Origin of the sequence: Massilia sp. Mn16-1_5 (assembly GCF_004798585.1) — a bacterium.
Classification (GTDB): Bacteria; Pseudomonadota; Gammaproteobacteria; order Burkholderiales; family Burkholderiaceae_D; genus Telluria.
Map to the genome: position 1 here is coordinate 94,691 of NZ_PPXQ01000007.1, position 17,441 is coordinate 112,131.

Annotated in this window: 14 protein-coding genes; 7 read left to right on the forward strand and 7 right to left on the reverse strand. The window is 63.8% G+C overall.

Going from position 1 to position 17,441, the window contains the following annotated elements; all coding sequences use genetic code 11:
- Window positions 1-86: 86 nt before the first annotated feature.
- Complete coding sequence (locus C2862_RS10115; protein WP_136220000.1) at window positions 87-1,172, forward strand: enoyl-CoA hydratase/isomerase family protein; 1,086 nt, start codon at window positions 87-89, stop codon at window positions 1,170-1,172.
- Between the two features lie 179 nt (window positions 1,173-1,351).
- Here the strand turns inward: C2862_RS10115 and rapZ are convergent, their stop codons facing one another.
- The 5 genes from rapZ to ilvA form a co-directional block, all read right to left on the reverse strand.
- Window positions 1,352-2,215, reverse strand: coding sequence for an RNase adapter RapZ (rapZ, locus tag C2862_RS10120; RefSeq protein WP_136220001.1), 864 nt, complete (start codon window positions 2,213-2,215; stop codon window positions 1,352-1,354).
- A gap of 214 nt (window positions 2,216-2,429) precedes the next feature.
- On the reverse strand, window positions 2,430-3,365 hold the full coding sequence (gene hprK, locus C2862_RS10125) for an HPr(Ser) kinase/phosphatase (protein ID WP_056345175.1): 936 nt from the start codon (window positions 3,363-3,365) through the stop codon (window positions 2,430-2,432).
- 43 nt (window positions 3,366-3,408) lie between these two features.
- Window positions 3,409-3,891 carry a PTS sugar transporter subunit IIA gene (locus tag C2862_RS10130; protein ID WP_136220002.1) on the reverse strand — a complete coding sequence of 161 codons (483 nt, stop codon included), beginning with the start codon at window positions 3,889-3,891 and terminating at the stop codon, window positions 3,409-3,411.
- Window positions 3,892-4,235: 344 nt separating this feature from the next.
- Window positions 4,236-5,066, reverse strand: coding sequence for an NADPH-dependent 7-cyano-7-deazaguanine reductase QueF (gene queF, locus C2862_RS10135; RefSeq protein ID WP_136220003.1), 831 nt, complete (start codon window positions 5,064-5,066; stop codon window positions 4,236-4,238).
- Between the two features lie 257 nt (window positions 5,067-5,323).
- Window positions 5,324-6,856 (reverse strand): threonine ammonia-lyase, biosynthetic, encoded by a 1,533-nt coding sequence (gene ilvA, locus C2862_RS10140; protein WP_136220004.1) that lies wholly within the window; start codon window positions 6,854-6,856, stop codon window positions 5,324-5,326.
- 181 nt (window positions 6,857-7,037) lie between these two features.
- Between ilvA and C2862_RS10145 the strand changes: the two genes are divergently transcribed.
- The 4 genes from C2862_RS10145 to C2862_RS10160 all read left to right on the forward strand — a co-directional run bounded on the left by C2862_RS10145 (window position 7,038) and on the right by C2862_RS10160 (window position 12,596).
- The gene (locus C2862_RS10145) at window positions 7,038-7,541 is read left to right on the forward strand and encodes a YqaA family protein (protein ID WP_136220005.1); all 504 of its coding nucleotides are present in this window, start codon (window positions 7,038-7,040) and stop codon (window positions 7,539-7,541) included.
- Window positions 7,542-7,740: 199 nt separating this feature from the next.
- Window positions 7,741-11,748: an FAD/FMN-binding oxidoreductase gene (locus C2862_RS10150; protein ID WP_136220006.1), complete on the forward strand. Its 4,008-nt coding sequence runs from the start codon at window positions 7,741-7,743 to the stop codon at window positions 11,746-11,748.
- A complete protein-coding gene (locus C2862_RS10155; RefSeq protein WP_136220007.1) occupies window positions 11,745-12,167 on the forward strand; it encodes an HIT family protein in 423 nt (140 codons plus the stop codon). Before C2862_RS10150 ends, C2862_RS10155 begins: the two co-directional genes overlap by 4 nt.
- A 6-nt stretch (window positions 12,168-12,173) precedes the next feature.
- Window positions 12,174-12,596, forward strand: a complete 423-nt coding sequence (locus C2862_RS10160) for a gamma-butyrobetaine hydroxylase-like domain-containing protein (RefSeq protein ID WP_136220008.1) — start codon at window positions 12,174-12,176, stop codon at window positions 12,594-12,596.
- A 279-nt stretch (window positions 12,597-12,875) separates the two neighbouring features.
- Here the strand turns inward: C2862_RS10160 and C2862_RS10165 are convergent, their stop codons facing one another.
- Together C2862_RS10165 and C2862_RS10170 are read right to left on the reverse strand one after the other, a co-directional pair.
- The gene (locus C2862_RS10165) at window positions 12,876-13,079 is read right to left on the reverse strand and encodes a cold-shock protein (RefSeq protein ID WP_056345149.1); all 204 of its coding nucleotides are present in this window, start codon (window positions 13,077-13,079) and stop codon (window positions 12,876-12,878) included.
- A 252-nt stretch (window positions 13,080-13,331) separates the two neighbouring features.
- On the reverse strand, window positions 13,332-15,542 hold the full coding sequence (locus C2862_RS10170; protein WP_136220009.1) for a response regulator: 2,211 nt from the start codon (window positions 15,540-15,542) through the stop codon (window positions 13,332-13,334).
- Window positions 15,543-15,707: 165 nt separating this feature from the next.
- Here C2862_RS10170 and ubiE point away from each other — a divergent pair, with 165 nt between their 5' ends.
- Window positions 15,708-16,442 carry a bifunctional demethylmenaquinone methyltransferase/2-methoxy-6-polyprenyl-1,4-benzoquinol methylase UbiE gene (ubiE, locus tag C2862_RS10175; RefSeq protein WP_136220010.1) on the forward strand — a complete coding sequence of 245 codons (735 nt, stop codon included), beginning with the start codon at window positions 15,708-15,710 and terminating at the stop codon, window positions 16,440-16,442.
- Window positions 16,443-16,456: 14 nt separating this feature from the next.
- Entirely contained in the window at window positions 16,457-17,440 is a 984-nt protein-coding gene (locus C2862_RS10180) for a Tim44 domain-containing protein (protein ID WP_136220011.1), read from the forward strand.
- Window position 17,441: the final 1 nt, after the last annotated feature.

A 17,441-nucleotide genomic window follows, 5' to 3' on the forward strand; every position in this document is an offset into this window, starting at 1 on the left:
AGGGCGCCGCAAGGGCGCCCTTTTCATTTTGTCCGTAGGGCGCAGGCTTGGGTAAAATGCATGTCTTTCCCATCAGCCTATTGACCATGACCGACCATGTCCTCACCCGCGTTGCCAACGGCACCGGCGTCATCACGCTCGATCGCCCGAAGGCCCTGAACTCCCTGTCCCTGGCGATGGTGCGCCGTTTGGCGGACATCCTGCTGGCCTGGCGCGACGACGCGAGCGTGTCCGCAGTGGTGCTCACCAGCAGCAGCGAAAAAGCCCTGTGCGCGGGCGGCGACATCCGCTTCTTCCACGAAGCCGGCCATGCCACGCCGACGGGCGGCAGCGCACTACTCGAAGATTTCTTCACCGAGGAATACGCGCTGAATCACCTGATCCACTTTTATCCGAAACCGTACATCGCGATCATGGACGGCGTCGTGATGGGCGGCGGCATGGGTATCGCCCAGGGCGGCCCGGACACGGGCCTGCGCATCGTGACCGAGCGCACGAAAATGGCGATGCCGGAAGTGAACATCGGCCTGTTCCCCGATGTCGGTGGCAGCCATTTTCTCTCGCATGCGCCTGGGCAGCTGGGACATTACCTGGGCCTGACCGGACTGACGATCGGCGCCGCCGATGCGCTGTATGTCGGCCTGGCCGACGTGTTTATCCCGAGCGCGCAGTTGGGCGAATTGAATGCCTTGATCGAGGCGACGCCGGGTGCGCAGCTGGCGGACAAGGTGCGCGCCTTCGCTGCGGGTTTTGCCTCGGACGCGGGACCGAGCGTGCTGGAAACGCAGCGCGCCGCGATCGACCGGCATTTCGGCGCCGGCTCGGTGGGAGCAATCATGGCCTCGCTGGAAAAGGATGAGAACCCGTTCCTGCAAAAGGCTTTGGGGGCGATGCGCCAGCGTTCGCCGCTGATGATGTGCGTGACCCACGAGATGCTGGTGCGCGGCGCCTCGCTCGACGTGGCCGACTGCCTGCGCATGGAACGCTCGCTGGTGCGCCGCAACTTCGAACACGGCGAAGTGCTGGAAGGCGTGCGTGCGCTGGTGATCGACAAGGACAATGCGCCTGCCTGGAATCCGCCGTCGCTGAAGGCAGTGACGCCGGAGATGGTCCATCGCTTCTTCGAATCCGTGTGGCCGAATCACGCGCATCCGCTGCGGCATCTGGGTTAACGAAACGGATACGCATTTGACGCGGAATCTGCGTCAAGAGAACCGTAGGGTGGGCACTCCGTGCCCACGCGGACGCCTCAGTTGATCAGTGTTGATGGTGATCGACGCCGAGTAGTACGCGCAGGTTCAACCGCGTGGGCACGGAGTGCCCACCCTACAAAAGCGGTAAGAACGCAGGCTTACGACTGCTCGCGATGCCGCAGCACGACCCGCTCGGTCTCGTTGAAGTAGGCCGCCAGTCGCTCCGCCATGTACACCGAGCGATGCTGCCCACCGGTGCAGCCCACCGCCACCGTCAGGTAGCTGCGGTTATCCGTCTTGAACGACGGCAGCCACTTCTCGACGAACTTGCAGATGTCGTGCAGCATCTCGGTCGCGCTCGGCTGGGCGTCGAGGAAGGCGATCACGGGGGCGTCCTTGCCGGTCAGCGGGCGCAGGGACAGGTCGTAGTACGGGTTCGGGATGGCGCGCACGTCGAACACGAAGTCGGCGTCGAGCGGCACGCCGACCTTGAAGGCGAAGGATTCGAAGAACAGGGTCAGCGGTGCGTGCTGGACTTCGGCCAGTTCCTTGATCCAGGCGCGCAGTTTATTCGCCGAGGCTTCCGAGGTGTCGATCACGTGGCCCAGCTGCTCGATGGCGCCGAGGCGCTCGCGTTCTTCGGCGATGCACTCGATCAGGGTGCGGCGCGAGGCCGGGTTTTCGCCGGGACGCAGGGTGTGCGAGAGCGGGTGGCTGCGCCGCGTTTCGGAAAAACGGGCGACCAGGGAATGGGTGCTGGAGGTCAGGAACAGCACCTTGACCTGGTGGCCTTCCTCCTTCAGCGTGCGCACCGTCAGCGGCAGCTCGGCCAGCGATTCGGCGCTGCGGGCGTCGACCGCGACACCGAGCTTGGCCGTGCCTTCGTTCGAGACGGCCTTCACCAGCTGCGGCAGCAAGGCCGGCGGCAGGTTGTCGACGCAGTAGTAACCCGCGTCTTCGAGAACGTTCAGGGCAACCGATTTGCCCGAACCGGAGATACCGGTGATGAGAACAATGTGCATGGCCCGATGATACCGCAACCGTTGCTGCTTTGTCGCCGATCGTCCCGTTTTTGACCGGTTAGGCGTGCATACGTTCCGATCGCGGCAGTTGGCAGAGAATGCGCGGTTTCAGTCGCCGCTCATGGCCTGTCTCTGGTGGAGCAGGGGTTTCGCGGGACATGTCCCGCGCCTGCGGAACGGCCTGCCCTTGCAAGGGCAGGCTCCTTGGCAACATTCAATCGCCGCTCATCGCTTGACGTTGCCGCTCCATGAACTCCTGCAGCGTATCGATCCCGCGCAGTTGCAGGATCGTGTTGCGCACCGCGGCCTCGAGCAGCACCGCGATGTTGCGGCCGGCCGCGACGGGAATCACGACCTTGCGGATCGGCAGTCCCAGCACCTCTTCGGTCGGGAAGTGGAAGGGCAGGCGCTCGACTTCCTCGTCCAGCACGCCGCGTTTCACCAGGTGCACGATCAGCTTCAGCCGCATCTTGCGGCGCACGGCGGTCTCGCCGAAGATCGCCTTGATGTCCAAGAGGCCCAGGCCGCGCACTTCCAGCAGGTTCTGCAGCAGGGGCGGGCAGCGGCCCTCGATCATGTTCGGGGCGATGCGCGAGAATTCGACGGCATCGTCGGCGACCAGGCCGTGCGAGCGCGAGATCAGTTCCAGGCCCAGCTCGCTTTTGCCGAGGCCGGAGTCGCCGGTGATCAGCACGCCCACGCCGAGCACGTCCATGAAGACGCCGTGCATGATCACGCGCTGGGCCAGTTTCTTGGACAAATAGACGCGCAGGAAGTCGATCACCTGCGCCGCCGGCAGCGGGGTCGAGAACAGGGGAATGTTCTGCTCGTCGCAAATGGCGAGGATGTCGGGCGGGGTTTCCAGGCCCTGCGCGATGATCAGGGCCGGCGGGCCGCCGCCGATCAGTTCGCCGATCACGTGGCTGCGCGAACTCGATTTGAGGCGGTGGTAGTAGTTGAGTTCCTGATGTCCGAAGACCTGGATGCGGCCCGGGTGGATCAGGTTCAGGTGGCCGACCTGGTCGGCGGCCGAGGCGACGTCGCCGGAAATCAGCCGCTCGCCGCCGGGAAAGCCGGCGAACCAGCCCAGTTGCAGGCTGTCGCGGTTGTCGTCGTACAGCCTTTGGATGGTGAGCGGAGTCTGCAGCATGGCGTAGGAAGTGTGAACACTCGGGGAGGAATCTCCCCCGAGTTTAACCCAAGGCCTGCAAGCTAGGTTGCCAGTTGATAATACGTTCGTGGATCGAGCGCGGGTCGGTATCGGTCGCCAGCGCCGTACGGATGGCTTCGTCCGAGAACAGTTCCGCGATTTCCGACAGGATCTCCAGGTGCTGCTGGGTCACGTGATCCGGGATGAGCAGGAAGAACAGCAGGCTGACCGGCTGGCCGTCCGGCGATTCGAAAGGAATCGGCGACTTCAGGCGCACGAAGGCGGCGATCGGCTGCTTCAGACTCTTGCTGCCCTTGATGCGCCCGTGCGGCACGGCGACTCCATGGCCGAGACCGGTCGAACCGAGGCGCTCGCGCGCGAACAGGTTGTCGGTGACGGTCGAACGTGCGATCCCGCAGTTGTTCTCGAAAATCAGTCCGGCCTGTTCGAAGGCGCGCTTCTTGCTCGACACTTCGATGTCGAGCTGGACGTTATCGAGAGAGAGGATTTTGCTCAGATTGGTCATTTCACGCTTTTCATGTTGCGGCGCACGAGGAGCCGACTTGCGGAGCGGAATTATAGGCCTGTTTCCTGGCCCTGTAATTCGATTTCGCGTCGGTATGCTACGCCTGTCGGCGGCCGATTTCGAGCTTTCAGCCAGCAGTGTCGTGAGCGCTGTTTGCGCTTACACAAGGGTCCACGCAATTTCCGCTACGAAAACCCATGCGCCTTGGATGAAACGGGGGAGAGACGACATATTCGCCGTGTTTTCCCCATATTTGCTTAAAAATTGTGCAGGCTGATCACGCGCTACGAGTGTTGTTTTTTCATCATTTTCTGTGGCTGGAAGGCGACAGAAAGACGAAGGTTTTACTGGCGTGCGCCGCGCAAATTATGGGGCCGGCCCGTGCTGAAGTTCGCGCGCCAGGGATTGATGTCGAGCCCGCCGCGGCGGGTGTAGCGCGCATACACGGCCAGCTTGCTGGGCTTGCACTGGCGCAGGATGTCGATGAAGATGCGCTCGACACATTGCTCGTGGAATTCGTTGTGCTCGCGAAAGCCGATCAGGTAGCGCAATAGCCCTTCCTGGTCGATCTGCGGGCCGGCGTACTCGATCTGCACGCTGCCCCAGTCCGGCTGGCCGGTGACGAGGCAATTCGATTTCAGCAGGTTCGACACCAGGGTTTCCTCGACCGGCGCTTCCTCGAAATTAGCCGTGAGCAGGTGCGGCGCCGGCGCGTAATTGTCGATCTCGATGTCGAGGCGGTCCAGCGACAGGCCCTCGAGCTCGCCCATTTTCAGCTTGCCGAAGTGCTCCGGCTCGGTGAGCGTGATGTGGACCGGCGCGCCGAAGGCATTCGACAGGTCTGCGCGCAATAGAGAAAGCAATGCTTCGGGACCAGCCAGGCGGGTCTGGTTGAAGGAATTCAAATACAGTTTAAAAGACTTCGATTCGACGATGTTCGGCGAATCGGCCGGCGCGCTGACGGTCGCGATCGCCACCTGCGGCTTGCCGCGCATGTTCAGCCACGACAATTCGTAGGCGTTCCAGATGTCCAGGCCGAAGAAGGGCAGCGTGCCCTGGATTTCCAGCTCGTCGCGCTTTTGCTGGCGCGGGATCGGGAACAGCAGCTCGGGGGCGTACTGGGTCTGGTAGGCGGAGGATTTGCCGAGTGGCGATTGATCGGGGGTGTTATTCATGGGTCTCGTCTCGTGGGCCGGCGCTGCGAGGAGATGCCGGCCCGGCGGCGGCAAAGCGGCGTATCGTACACCTTTCCGCGGATGGGTGCGTGTCCGGTCCGCTTTGCGGCAAGAGACGCCGTGCGGTTTGCGAGAGCCGCATGACGCGTGGGCATGCCCACCCTACGGTGCACCACTGTCGGTAGCAAGTTCATGGAACCGTAGCGTGGCGTAGGGTGGGCATGCCCACGCGTTACGCACGTATCACCCGGCCGACATCACAAGAACAGCTTATAAACCGGATTCGCCGTCTCATCCCAATACCGGTACCCCAGCGTCGCCAGGAACTGCCGGAACTCGTCCATCTCCCCGCTTGGCACCTGCAAGCCGACCAGGATGCGCCCCACGTCGCCGCCCTGGTTGCGATAGTGGAACAGCGAGATGTTCCAGTTCGGCGCCATGCTGTCGAGGAAACGCATCAGGGCGCCCGGGCGTTCGGGGAATTCGAAGCGGTACAGCAGCTCGTCGCGCGCCAGCGCACTCTTGCCGCCGACCAGGTGGCGCACGTGCAGCTTGGCCAGTTCGTCGTGGGTGAGGTCGAGCGTGGCGAACTCGTGCTGCTCGAAGGTGTGGGCCAGCAGGCCCGACTCGCCCCGGCTGCCGACCTGCACGCCGACGAACACATGCGCCTGGCGCTCGTCGCTGATGCGGTAGGTAAACTCGGTGACGTTGCGCGGACCAACTAATGAACAGAAACGCTTGAAACTGCCGCGCTGCTCGGGGATCGTCACCGCGAACATGGCCTCCCTCGCTTCGCCCAGCTCGGCGCGTTCGGCCACGAAGCGCAGGCGATCGAAGTTCATGTTGGCGCCGCAGGCCACCGCCACCAGCGCTTCGTTCTTGATCGGCTGGCGCGCCATCTGCGAACGTTCGACGTAGGCCTTGGCGCCTGCCACGGCCAGGGCGCCGGCCGGTTCAAGGATGCTACGCGTGTCCTGGAACACGTCCTGGATCGCCGCGCAGATGGCGTCGGTGTCGACCAGGATGATCTCGTCCACGACTTCCTTCGCCACGCGGAAGGTCTCTTCGCCCACCAGGCGCACCGCGGTGCCGTCCGAGAACAGGCCGACGTCCGGCAGCGTGACGCGTTCGCCTGCTTTCAGACTTTTCGCCATCGCATCCGAATCGATCGACTGCACGCCGATGATGCGGATGTCCGGCCGCACCGCTTTCACATAGGCGCCGATGCCCGAGATCAGGCCGCCGCCGCCGATGGCGACAAAGATCGCGTGGATCGGGCCGGAATGCTGGCGCAGGATCTCCATGCCGATCGTGCCCTGGCCGGCGATCACGTCCGGATCGTCGAAGGGGTGCACGAAAGTCAGCTTCTGCTCGCGCTCGAGCGTGATCGCGTGGTTGTAGGCATCGGTGTAGGAATCGCCGTGCAGCACGACTTCCACCGCATTGCCGCCGCGCGCCTTGACAGCGTCGATCTTCACTTGCGGAGTGGTGGTCGGCATCACGATCAGGGCGCGGCAGCCGAGGCGGGCGGCGGACAGGGCCACGCCTTGCGCATGGTTGCCGGCCGAGGCGCAGATCACGCCGCGCTTCAGGGCTTCCTGCGAGAGATGGGCCATCTTGTTGTAGGCGCCGCGCAGTTTAAAACTGAACACGCTCTGCATGTCTTCGCGCTTGAAATAGATGCGGTTGCCGAAGCGCTGCGACAGGGTAGGAGCGAGTTCGAGCGGCGTTTCCTCGGCAACGTCGTAGACGCGCGCGGTGAGGATTTTCTTCAGGTAGTCGGTGCTCATGATCAAGAAAGGAGAGTGTGTGGCCAGTGTCCTGGTTCCTGTGACGCGAGACTGATGACCGTGGCGGGTGACCGGGGCCGCAGTGCGACAGGAAGCTCCGGGTTGCAGAGGCAGCCTATCGTGTCGGGGCGATGTTTTTTCCTCATTATAATGGACGCCTCCAACTCCCGAATCCTCACCGATGATCGAAACCGCTGTCCTCTGGCTGCTCAAGGTCCTCGCCGCTCCCACAGTCGGGCTCACGTCGGTCTTCCTCATCGCATTCGTTTCCGCCACCCTGGTCCCGCTCGGCTCCGAGCCGGCTGTGTTCGCCGTGGTAAAAGCCAACGAGGCCATGTTCTGGCCGGCGATCCTCGTCGCCACCGTCGGCAATACCCTGGGCGGCGCCGTCGATTACCTGATCGGCTACCGCGCCAAGATCGCCTTTGCCCGCGAACGCCAGAGCCGCTGGTTCGGCTGGCTGGCAAAGTACGGCTCGAAGACCATGCTGCTGTCCTGGGTGCCGGGCATCGGCGATCCACTGTGCACGCTGGCCGGCTGGTTGCACCTGCCGTTCTGGCCGAGCGTGATGTACATGGCGATCGGGAAGTTCGGGCGCTATCTGACCATGACGGCGGCGCTGCTGTATGTGCCGGACGGATTCTGGAAACGGGTCGGCGACATGATCACGCAGATCACGGGATGACTGCAATTCGGGCTGACTCGACGGTCGGCTTACTTTTGATGCCTGCAGCCACCTTTTTGCAAATCTAATTTGCACAGTAAGCCTTCTTTGCACATTTTGTTGCTTCTCGACTCGGCAGGAAACTGGCGCAGCCCAGCGTTGTGCGCCGCAATAAGCTAGAATGATTGTCCTTCGGGCCAGTCCAACGTCGATCTCATCCATGAACGCCCCAGTACACATCCAGACCCTGCTCGCCGATAACGCACCGGCGCGCCTGCGCGAAATTCCCTATAACTACACCTCGTTCTCGGACCGCGAAATCGTGATCCGCCTGCTCGGCGAGTCGTCCTGGCAGCTGCTCGACCAGCTGCGCGGTGCGCGCCAGACCGGGCGCTCCGCGCGCATGCTGTACGAGGTGCTGGGCGACATCTGGGTGGTGCGCAGGAATCCCTACCTGCAGGACGACATGCTGGACAACCCGAAGCGCAGACAAAAGCTGATCGACGCCCTGCATCACCGCCTGGCCGAAGTCGACAAGCGCCGCCTGACGGTCGATAGCAGCGAAGGCGATGCCGACACCGCCGCCGCACGCAGCGCCGCGGTCGAACAGCTGCTCGCCGCCGCACGCCAGGCCGTCGACGACTTCGGCCGCGAGTTCCGCGAGATGTACGACCTGCGCAAGAAGGCGAAATCCGTCCTCGGCGCCTACACGGATAAACGCAACATCCGCTTCGACGGCATGCACCGCGTGTCGCACGTGACCGACGCCACCGACTGGCGCGTCGAATATCCCTTCCTGGTCCTCGTCCCGGACAGCGAGGAAGAGATGGCCGGCCTGGTCAAAGGCTGTATCGAGCTGGGATTGACCATCATCCCGCGCGGCGGCGGCACCGGCTACACGGGCGGCGCGATTCCGCTGACGAACATGTCGGCCGTGATCAATACGGAAAAGCTGATCGGCCTGGGCGAAGTCGAGATGACGCGCCTGCCGGGTGTGGACCGCGAGTACGCGACCATCCATACCGGCGCCGGCGTCGTCACCCAGCGCGTCTCGCAGGCCGCCGAAAAGGCCGGCTTCGTGTTCGCGGTCGACCCGACCTCGGCCCACGCCTCCTGCATCGGCGGGAACATCGCGATGAACGCGGGCGGCAAGAAGGCGGTGTTGTGGGGCACGGCGCTGGACAACCTGGCCTCATGGCGCATGGTCGATCCGAACGGCGACTGGTTAGAGGTCACGCGCCTCGAGCACAACCTGGGCAAGATCCACGACGCGCCGACCGCCGTTTTCAAACTCGAATGGACGCACCCGAGCGTCAAAGGCGCGCCGCGCGGCGAGCCTTTCCGCACCGAGACGCTCACGATTGAGGGCCGCAAGTTCCGCAAGGAAGGCCTGGGCAAGGACGTCACCGACAAATTCCTGTCCGGCCTGCCGGGCATCCAGAAAGAGGGCACCGACGGCCTGATCACGTCAAGCCGCTGGATCCTCCATAAAATGCCGAAGTTCACGCGCACCGTGGCGCTGGAGTTCTTCGGCCAGGCGCGCGATGCGATTCCATCGATCGTCGAGATCAAGGATTACCTCGATTCGCTGCCAAAGAACGGCAAGCCGGAATTCGAGACCCTGCGTCTCGCCGGCCTCGAACATTTGGATGAGCGCTACCTGCGCGCGGTCGGCTATGCCACCAAATCCAAGCGCGGCACGCTGCCTAAAATGGCGCTGTTCGGCGACATCGTCGGCGACGACGAGAACGCGGTCGCCATGGCCGCCTCGGAAGTGGTGCGCATCGCGAACACCCGCGTCGGCGAAGGTTTTGTCGCCGTCAGCGCCGAAGCCCGTAAAAAATTCTGGCTCGACCGCGCCCGTACCGCGGCCATCGCGCGCCACACCAACGCCTTTAAAATCAACGAGGACGTCGTCATCCCATTGAACCGGATGGGCGAGTACACCGACGGCATCGAGCGCATCAACGTCGAGCTGTCGATCAAGAACAAGCTGCAGCTGGCAAGCGAACTGCATACCTACCTGTCGGGCGGCCACCTGCCGCTCGAGAAGAGCGACGACGCCACCGGCGACACGGTCGCGCGCGACGAGATCATGGGAGACCGGCCGGAGCAGGCCGTGGCCCTGGTCGAAGCCGTGCAGGCGCGCTGGAACTACGTGCTGGCCAACCTGGACCAGAAGCTGGTCGCCATCCACTACCAGCTCGATGAACTCGGCCTCGGCCATCTGTCTTCCACCTTCGACCTGCGTATCGGCCAACAGCCGGACGCCACCCTGTTCGACGTGGTGCAGGACCATACGCTGCGCATCTCCTGGAAAGCGGACCTGCGCGCACCGCTGCGCCAGATCTTCAATGGCGCGGCGTATAAATGCATCCTCGACGAGACGACTGCGATCCACAAGCGCGTGCTGCGTTCGCGCGTCTTCGTGGCGCTGCACATGCACGCCGGCGACGGCAACGTGCACACGAACCTTCCGGTGAACTCGGACGACTACGCGATGCTGCAGGACGCCCATAAAGCCGTCGAGCGCATCATGAAGCTGGCCCGTTCGCTGGACGGCGTGATCTCGGGCGAACACGGCATCGGCATCACCAAGCTCGAATTCCTCACGGACGACGAGATCCAGGACTTCCGCGACTACAAGCTGCGCGTCGACCCGGAAGGCCGCTTCAACAAGGGCAAGCTGCTGAACCTGAAGGAAGCCCACGCCGACCTGCGCAACGCCTACACGCCCTCGTTTGGCCTGATGGGCCACGAGTCGCTGATCATGCAGCAGAGCGACATCGGCGAGATCGCCAATTCGATCAAGGACTGCCTGCGCTGTGGTAAATGCAAGCCGGTCTGCACGACGCACGTGCCGCAGTCGAACATGCTGTACTCGCCGCGCGACAAGATCCTCGCGACGTCGGCCTTGATCGAAGCCTTCCTGTATGAGGAGCAGACCCGCCGCGGCGTCTCGATCCGCCACTGGGAAGAGTTCGAGGACGTGTCGGACCACTGCACCGTCTGCCACAAGTGCGTGACCCCGTGCCCGGTGAACATCGACTTCGGCGACGTCTCGATGAACATGCGTAACCTGCTGCGCAAGATGGACAAGCGCAGCTTCAAGCCGGCCAACCGCGCGGCCATGTTCTTCCTGAACGCGACCGATCCGACCACCATCAACGCCACGCGCAAGGCCATGGTCGGCGTCGGCTTCAAGGCCCAGCGCCTCGGCAACAGCATCCTCAAAAAATTCGCCAAGGAGCAGACCGCGGCGCCGCCGCCGACCACCGGCAAGCCGCCGGTGCGCGAGCAGGTCATCCACTTCATCAACAAGAAGATGCCGGGGAACCTGCCGAAGAAGACGGCGCGCGCGCTGCTTGACATCGAGGACGACAAGGTCATCCCGATCATCCGCAATCCGAAGGCGACCAATGCCGACAGCGAAGCCGTGTTCTACTTCCCCGGCTGCGGTTCCGAGCGCCTGTTCTCGCAGGTGGGCCTGGCCACGCAGGCCATGCTGTGGGAAGTGGGCGTGCAGACCGTGCTGCCGCCGGGTTACCTGTGCTGCGGCTATCCGCAGCGCGGCGCCGGCCAGTACGACAAGGCCGACAAGATGATGACGGATAACCGCGTGCTGTTCCACCGCATGGCGAACACCCTGAACTACCTCGACATCAAGACGGTCCTCGTTTCGTGCGGAACCTGTTACGACCAATTGGCGACCTATGAATTCGAGAAGATCTTCCCGGGCTGCCGCATCATGGACATCCACGAATACCTGCTGGAGAAGGGCGTCAAGCTCGAAGGCGTGGAGGGTACGCGCTACATGTACCACGACCCTTGCCACACGCCGATGAAGATGCAGGATTCGGTCAAGACCGTGAACGCGCTGGTGAGCACCTTCGACAATGTCAAAATCGAAAAGAACGAGCGCTGCTGCGGCGAGTCGGGCACCTTTGCCGTGACGCGTCCGGACATCGCCACCCAGGTCCGCTACCGCAAGGAAGGCGAGATGGAAAAGGGCGCGGCGAAACTGCGCGAAGACGGCTTCGAGGGCGAGGTCAAAGTGCTGACCAGCTGCCCGTCCTGCCTGCAGGGCCTGTCGCGCTACAACGGCGATTCGAAAACCACGGCCGACTACATCGTGGTCGAGATCGCAAAGCACCTGCTGGGCGAGAACTGGCTGCCGGATTACGTGGCGCGCGCCAACAACGGCGGTATCGAACGGGTGCTGGTATGACGAACTGCGAGCTGTGCGTCCTGGACGTGCCGACCGTTGTCGCCAACGACAAGTTCGCGGTCATCATCGTCGACGACGCCAACTACCCGGGCTTTTGCCGCGTCATCTGGCGCGAGCACGTGCGCGAGATGAGCGATTTAAAACGCGAAGACCGCCTGCTGCTGAACGAGGCCGTGTACGAGCTGGAGCAAGCCGTGCGCGAGGTGATGGCGCCGCATAAAATCAACGTGGCCAGTCTCGGCAACGTCGTGCCGCACCTGCACTGGCACGTGATCCCGCGCTACACTGACGACGCGCACTTCCCGGCGCCCGTATGGGCGAACGCCGTGCGCGAGACGGACGCCGCCGTGCTCGACGCGCGGCGCGCCTTGTTGCCGCAGCTGGCTGACGCCATCGCGCGGCGTTTTAATCGAACCTGAACCACCATGCCGATCCCGACCGAACTCACCGTCCATCAAAAATCCCGCCTGCTCGATATCGCCTTTGACGACGGGCGTGCCTTCTCGATTCCCTTCGAACTGATGCGCGTGTACTCGCCTTCGGCCGACGTGAAGGGCCACGGCCCGGGCCAGGAAACCCTGCAGGTCGGCAAGCGCGAAGTCGGCATCCGTGGCGTCGAGCCGGTCGGGAATTATGCGGTGAAGCCGCTGTTCACCGACGGTCACGAGAGCGGCATTTTTACCTGGGATTACCTGTACAAGCTGGGGAATGAACACGACGCGCTGTGGCAGGACTACATGAATCGCCTGCACGCGGCCGGCTTCGAAGGCGACAGCGGACGCGAGCCGGGAACGGTGCTGCCGGGCGCGCAGCCGCGCGGCGGCGTTTGCGGCGGCCATAGTCACTGATTGCATGGGCTTGTGGCGCTGTGGCGTCGGGCGTTCTTGGTTCGTTTGATCCGCGCGGGCATGCCCGCCCTACGTCACCGCTATCGGCGGGATCGTGCGGAACCCGGATACGTAGCGTGTCTCGTAGGGCGGGCATGCCCGCGCGGATTGTGCGAACCAGCTAAGCCTCCACGCAACAGCGCCACAAGTTCTCGACATCCCGGCCATAAAAAAAGCACCCTTGCAGGTGCTTTTTTATTTGAGCCGCGTCGGCTGCCTGAGCAGCCGCACAAAACAACATCACTGCGGCTGGATGTTGGCAGCCTGTTTGCCCTTCGGGCCCGTGGTGATCTCGAAGCTCACGCGCTGGTTTTCGGCCAGGGACTTGAAGCCCGGGGTGTTGATTGCCGAGAAGTGCGCGAACAGGTCTTCACCGCCGCCGTCAGGCGTGATGAAACCAAAACCTTTTGCATCGTTGAACCACTTAACAGTGCCAGTCGTCATTTTAATTCCCCAAAAGTTTATTGTAATGTGCCTTGTTACGGCGTGTCGGGAACCACGGATGACGCCAACGACTGTCTTAACAAAGCGAAATTATTATAGGCACAATTTCGCTTGTGTGAAGCACAATTCGATGTCGATTTTTTACTGTCGAGTTGGGCCGATGCGACAAATGCCTTGCTTAGCACATGAGCTTGTTCTCAGGCGCAATGAAAGTTTCCGGGAGTCGAGAAAAACCCCGATTTTCCAGGCGATTCATCCCTGCGCGATCGTCTTTGACAGGGTGGCGACCAGTTGCTCGATTGCGTACGGTTTCGCCAGTACCTGCACGCCAGGCAAGTCGATCTGCTGTTCCGTATAACCGGTAGCCAGCACCACCGGCAGGCCGGGATAGCGCTGGCGCAGGATGCCGGCCAGGTCGATGCCGCTGACCAGGCCCGGCATGACGATGTCGGAGAACACGACGTCCGGGCGGCGCCCCTGGGTCTCCAGCAGGCGCAGCGCCGCTTCGCCGTCTTCGGCCACCAGCACCTCGAAACCCGACTCCTGCAGCGCGCGCACCACCGCCTCGCGCACCAGGGCATCGTCTTCCACGAACAGGACCGTGCCGCTGCCATGCGCCAGCGTCGCGCCAGCGTCGATCTGCGGCGCGGCAGCGACTTCGTCGCGCGCACGCGCCAGATACAGGTCGACCCGGGTGCCGATGCCCGGGATGCTGTCGAGGATCAGCGTACCGCCGGCCTGCGTGGCAAACGCATAGGCTTGCGGCAGGCCGAGGCCCGTGCCTTGGCCCGGCGGTTTCGTCGTGAAGAAGGGGTCAAGGGCGCGCGCCATCACGCTTGCGGTCATGCCGCTGCCGCTGTCGACCATGCTGACCAGTACGTAGTCGCCGCGCGCCAGGGTGTCGTGGGTCGAATCGATCTCGACGTTCTTCGCTTCGAGGCGCAGCAGGCCGCCCTGCGGCATGGCGTCGCGCGCATTCAGCGCCAGGTTCAGCAGGGCGACGTCGAACTGCAGCGGTTCGACCGTCACCGGCCACACGTCCTGCTCGCAATGCACCTCGACGGCGACGTCGCTGCGCAGCGAGCCCTTCATCAGCTGGACGGCGTTGCGCAGCTGCTCGCAGATGTCGACCGTCGTCACGCGCGCTTCCTGCAGGCGCCCGAAGGAGCCCAGCTGGCCGGTGAGGGCGGTCGCACGCGCCACCGTGCGCTGGCAGGTCTGGAGCAGGCCTTTGACTTTTTCCTCGCGCGTGGAAAAGGCGGCCAGCTGCAGCGCCGTGGTCAGCGTTTGCAGCAGGTTGTTGTACTCGTGGGCGATGCCGCCGGTGAGGCGTCCCAGCGCTTCCAGCTTCTGGTTCTTCAGCAGCGCGCTTTGCGCCCGTTCGGTGGCGGCGATCGCGGCGGCGACGCGCGCTTCCATCTCGGTCTGGCCGTGGCGGATGCGGGTGCTGGCCTCGGCCAGGTGCCGCGCCACGCTGTCGAGCTCAGTCCATCCGACTGGTACGTAGGGCACCTCGGCGCCTTCGCCCAGCGCCTTTGCGTTCTGTCCAAGCGCTTCGATCGGCGCGATGGCGCGCGCCGCGAAACGGCGCGCCGCGACCAGGCCAGCGATCAGCAGCAAGGCCATCAGGCCGCCGAGCAGGGCGGCTGCGCGCAGCGGGGCGGCGCGCAATTCGTTGTCCGGGATGCTGAGCAGGACCTTCCAGTCGGCCGAGGGCACCGTGCTGGCGAACACGCGCGATTCAATGCCGTCGAGAGAAGTCGATTCGAACATCGTGTCGCGCGATGTGACAAGGCGTGCACGTGTCTGTGGACGGATCGGCTTGCCGATAAACAGTTCCGGCGTGCGCGAGCGCGCGACGACGATGCCGTTGCGGTCGACGATGGTCGCCATCCACCCCTGCGGCAGTTGCTGGCGATCGAGCAGGCGCTGTAGCGTGCTGGCGTTGAGCCCCAGCGACAGCAAATAACGGACCTGCCCCTCCAGCTTGACCGGGACCTGGATCGCGAAATCGTGGCGCTTGCCCACCTGCGCCAGGAACAGGTCCGACACGAGCGTGCGCTCGGCGCCGTAACGCTTCATCAATTCGGAGATGTTTGAGGCGCCGCGCTGCGGCAGTTCTGCACCATAGGCCCGGCGCGTATTCAGGAGCTGGCGCCCATCGGGATCGAACAGGACCACGACCGAGGCCGGCGGCGGCGCGGCGCGCTGCGCGTGCTCGTAGAACTCCGGTAAATCGCCGCGTTCGAGCGACGGCGCCCCGGCCAGCGCGCGCAGCAGCGTCTGTCTCGTCTCCAGCTCGTTGTCCACCAGCAGCGCCATCGCCCGCGCGGTCTCGGCCATGCTGCGGTTTTGCGCCTGCTGGGCATCGCGGTAGACATACACAACGGCCAGCGTCGCCGCGATGAACGAAGGAACCAGGATCGACAGCACAAGCAGCAGGAAACGTGTCCTGGTTCGCATGGGAATAAATGTTGCTCAAGGGGAAGCGAAAGGGAGGAGGAAATTATACAAGAGTCAATAAAAGCGGGTTGCACGGCTGAGTCCATTCAGTGCAGCCTTCCCGGCCCCGCGCTTGCCTCATGCATGTCGCTTGTATAATGCGCACAAATCAACCGGCAGAGCACTATGACCAACACCACCCATTTCGGCTACAAGACTGTCTCCGAGGACGAGAAGGTCCACGAGGTCGCCAAGGTTTTCCATTCCGTCGCGTCGAAGTACGACGTCATGAACGACCTCATGTCTGGCGGCCTGCACCGCCTCTGGAAGACGTTCACCATCGCCCAGGCCGGCGTGCGTCCGGGCTTCAAGGTGCTCGACATCGCCGGCGGCACGGGCGACCTGTCGAAGGCCTTCGCCAAGCAGGCGGGTCCGAGCGGGGAAGTCTGGCTCACCGACATCAACGAGTCGATGCTGCGCGTGGGCCGCGACCGTCTATTGAATAAAGGTCTAGTCACCCCCACCTTGCTCTGTGATGCGGAAAAGCTGCCCTTCCCGGACAATTATTTTGACCGGGTCAGCGTGGCCTTCGGCCTGCGCAACATGACGCACAAGGACCAGGCGCTGGCGGAAATGCGCCGCGTGCTGAAGCCGGGCGGCAAGCTGCTGGTGCTGGAGTTCTCGAAAGTGGCGGCGCCGCTGCAAAAGCCGTATGACGTGTATTCGTTCTCGGTGCTGCCATGGCTGGGCCAGCGCATCGCGGGCGACGCCGAAAGCTACCGTTACCTGGCCGAGTCGATCCGTATGCATCCGGACCAGGAAACGCTGAAGACCATGATGGAAACCGCAGGGCTGGAGCGCGTGCAGTACTTCAACCTGACGGCGGGTGTGGCGGCACTGCACACCGGTATCAAACTCTAAGTAAGGGGACGACAATGAAAAAATTCCTGGTCACGATGGTGCTGGCCCTGACCACGACGGCAATGATCAGCGAAGCGATCGCCCGTCCGATGGGCGGCCGCCGCTCGATCGGCCGCCAGTCGCAGACGGTGCGCCAGATGCCGGCCCCGGCCCCGGCCCCCGCGCCGATGACGCCGATGAATCGTCAGGCGGCAACGCCGGCCCCGAACGCGCCAGTCGCCGGTACGGCCGCCGGCGCCGCTGGCGCACGCGCTGCGGCCCAGCAGCGTCCGAGCATGTGGAAAGGCCTGCTGGGCGGTGCGCTGCTCGGTCTCGGCTTGGGCGCCCTGTTCTCGCACCTGGGCATCGGCGGCGCCATGGCCTCGGTGCTGTCGACCATCCTGATGCTGGCGCTGCTGGCCCTGGCCGTGATGTTTATCGTGCGCATGTTCCGCCGCAAGGACACGCCGGCGAATGCCCAGTTCCGCAACGGCGGCTTCAACCAGCCGGTGCCGGCCGGGGCCACGCCGGAAATCGGCTCGGGCCTGCAGCAGCCGTATCAGCCGCAGTCCTTCCAGGCGCAGCAGCCGGCCTCCGGCGTCTCGCTGGACAAGGGCGCCGCCGCCCAGCACACCCCATGGGGCGTGCCGGCCGACTTCGACACCGACGCCTTCCTGCGCCACGCGAAGTCCTCCTTCATTCGCATGCAGGCAGCCTGGGATAAAGGCGACGTTGCCGACCTGCGCGAATTCACGACGCCGGAAGTGTTCGCCGAACTCAAGATGCAGATCGCCGAACGCGGCGCCAATGCCGACTTTACCGACGTCGTCTCGATCGACGCCCAACTGCTCGGCATCGAAACGGGCCCGGCCGACTACCTGGCCAGCGTCCAGTTCAACGGCATGATCCGTACGGCGCCGAATGCGCCGGCCGAGCCTTTCGCCGAAGTCTGGAACATGGAAAAGCCGCTGTCGGGCAACACTGGTTGGGTACTGGCAGGCATTCAGCAGCTGGCCTGAT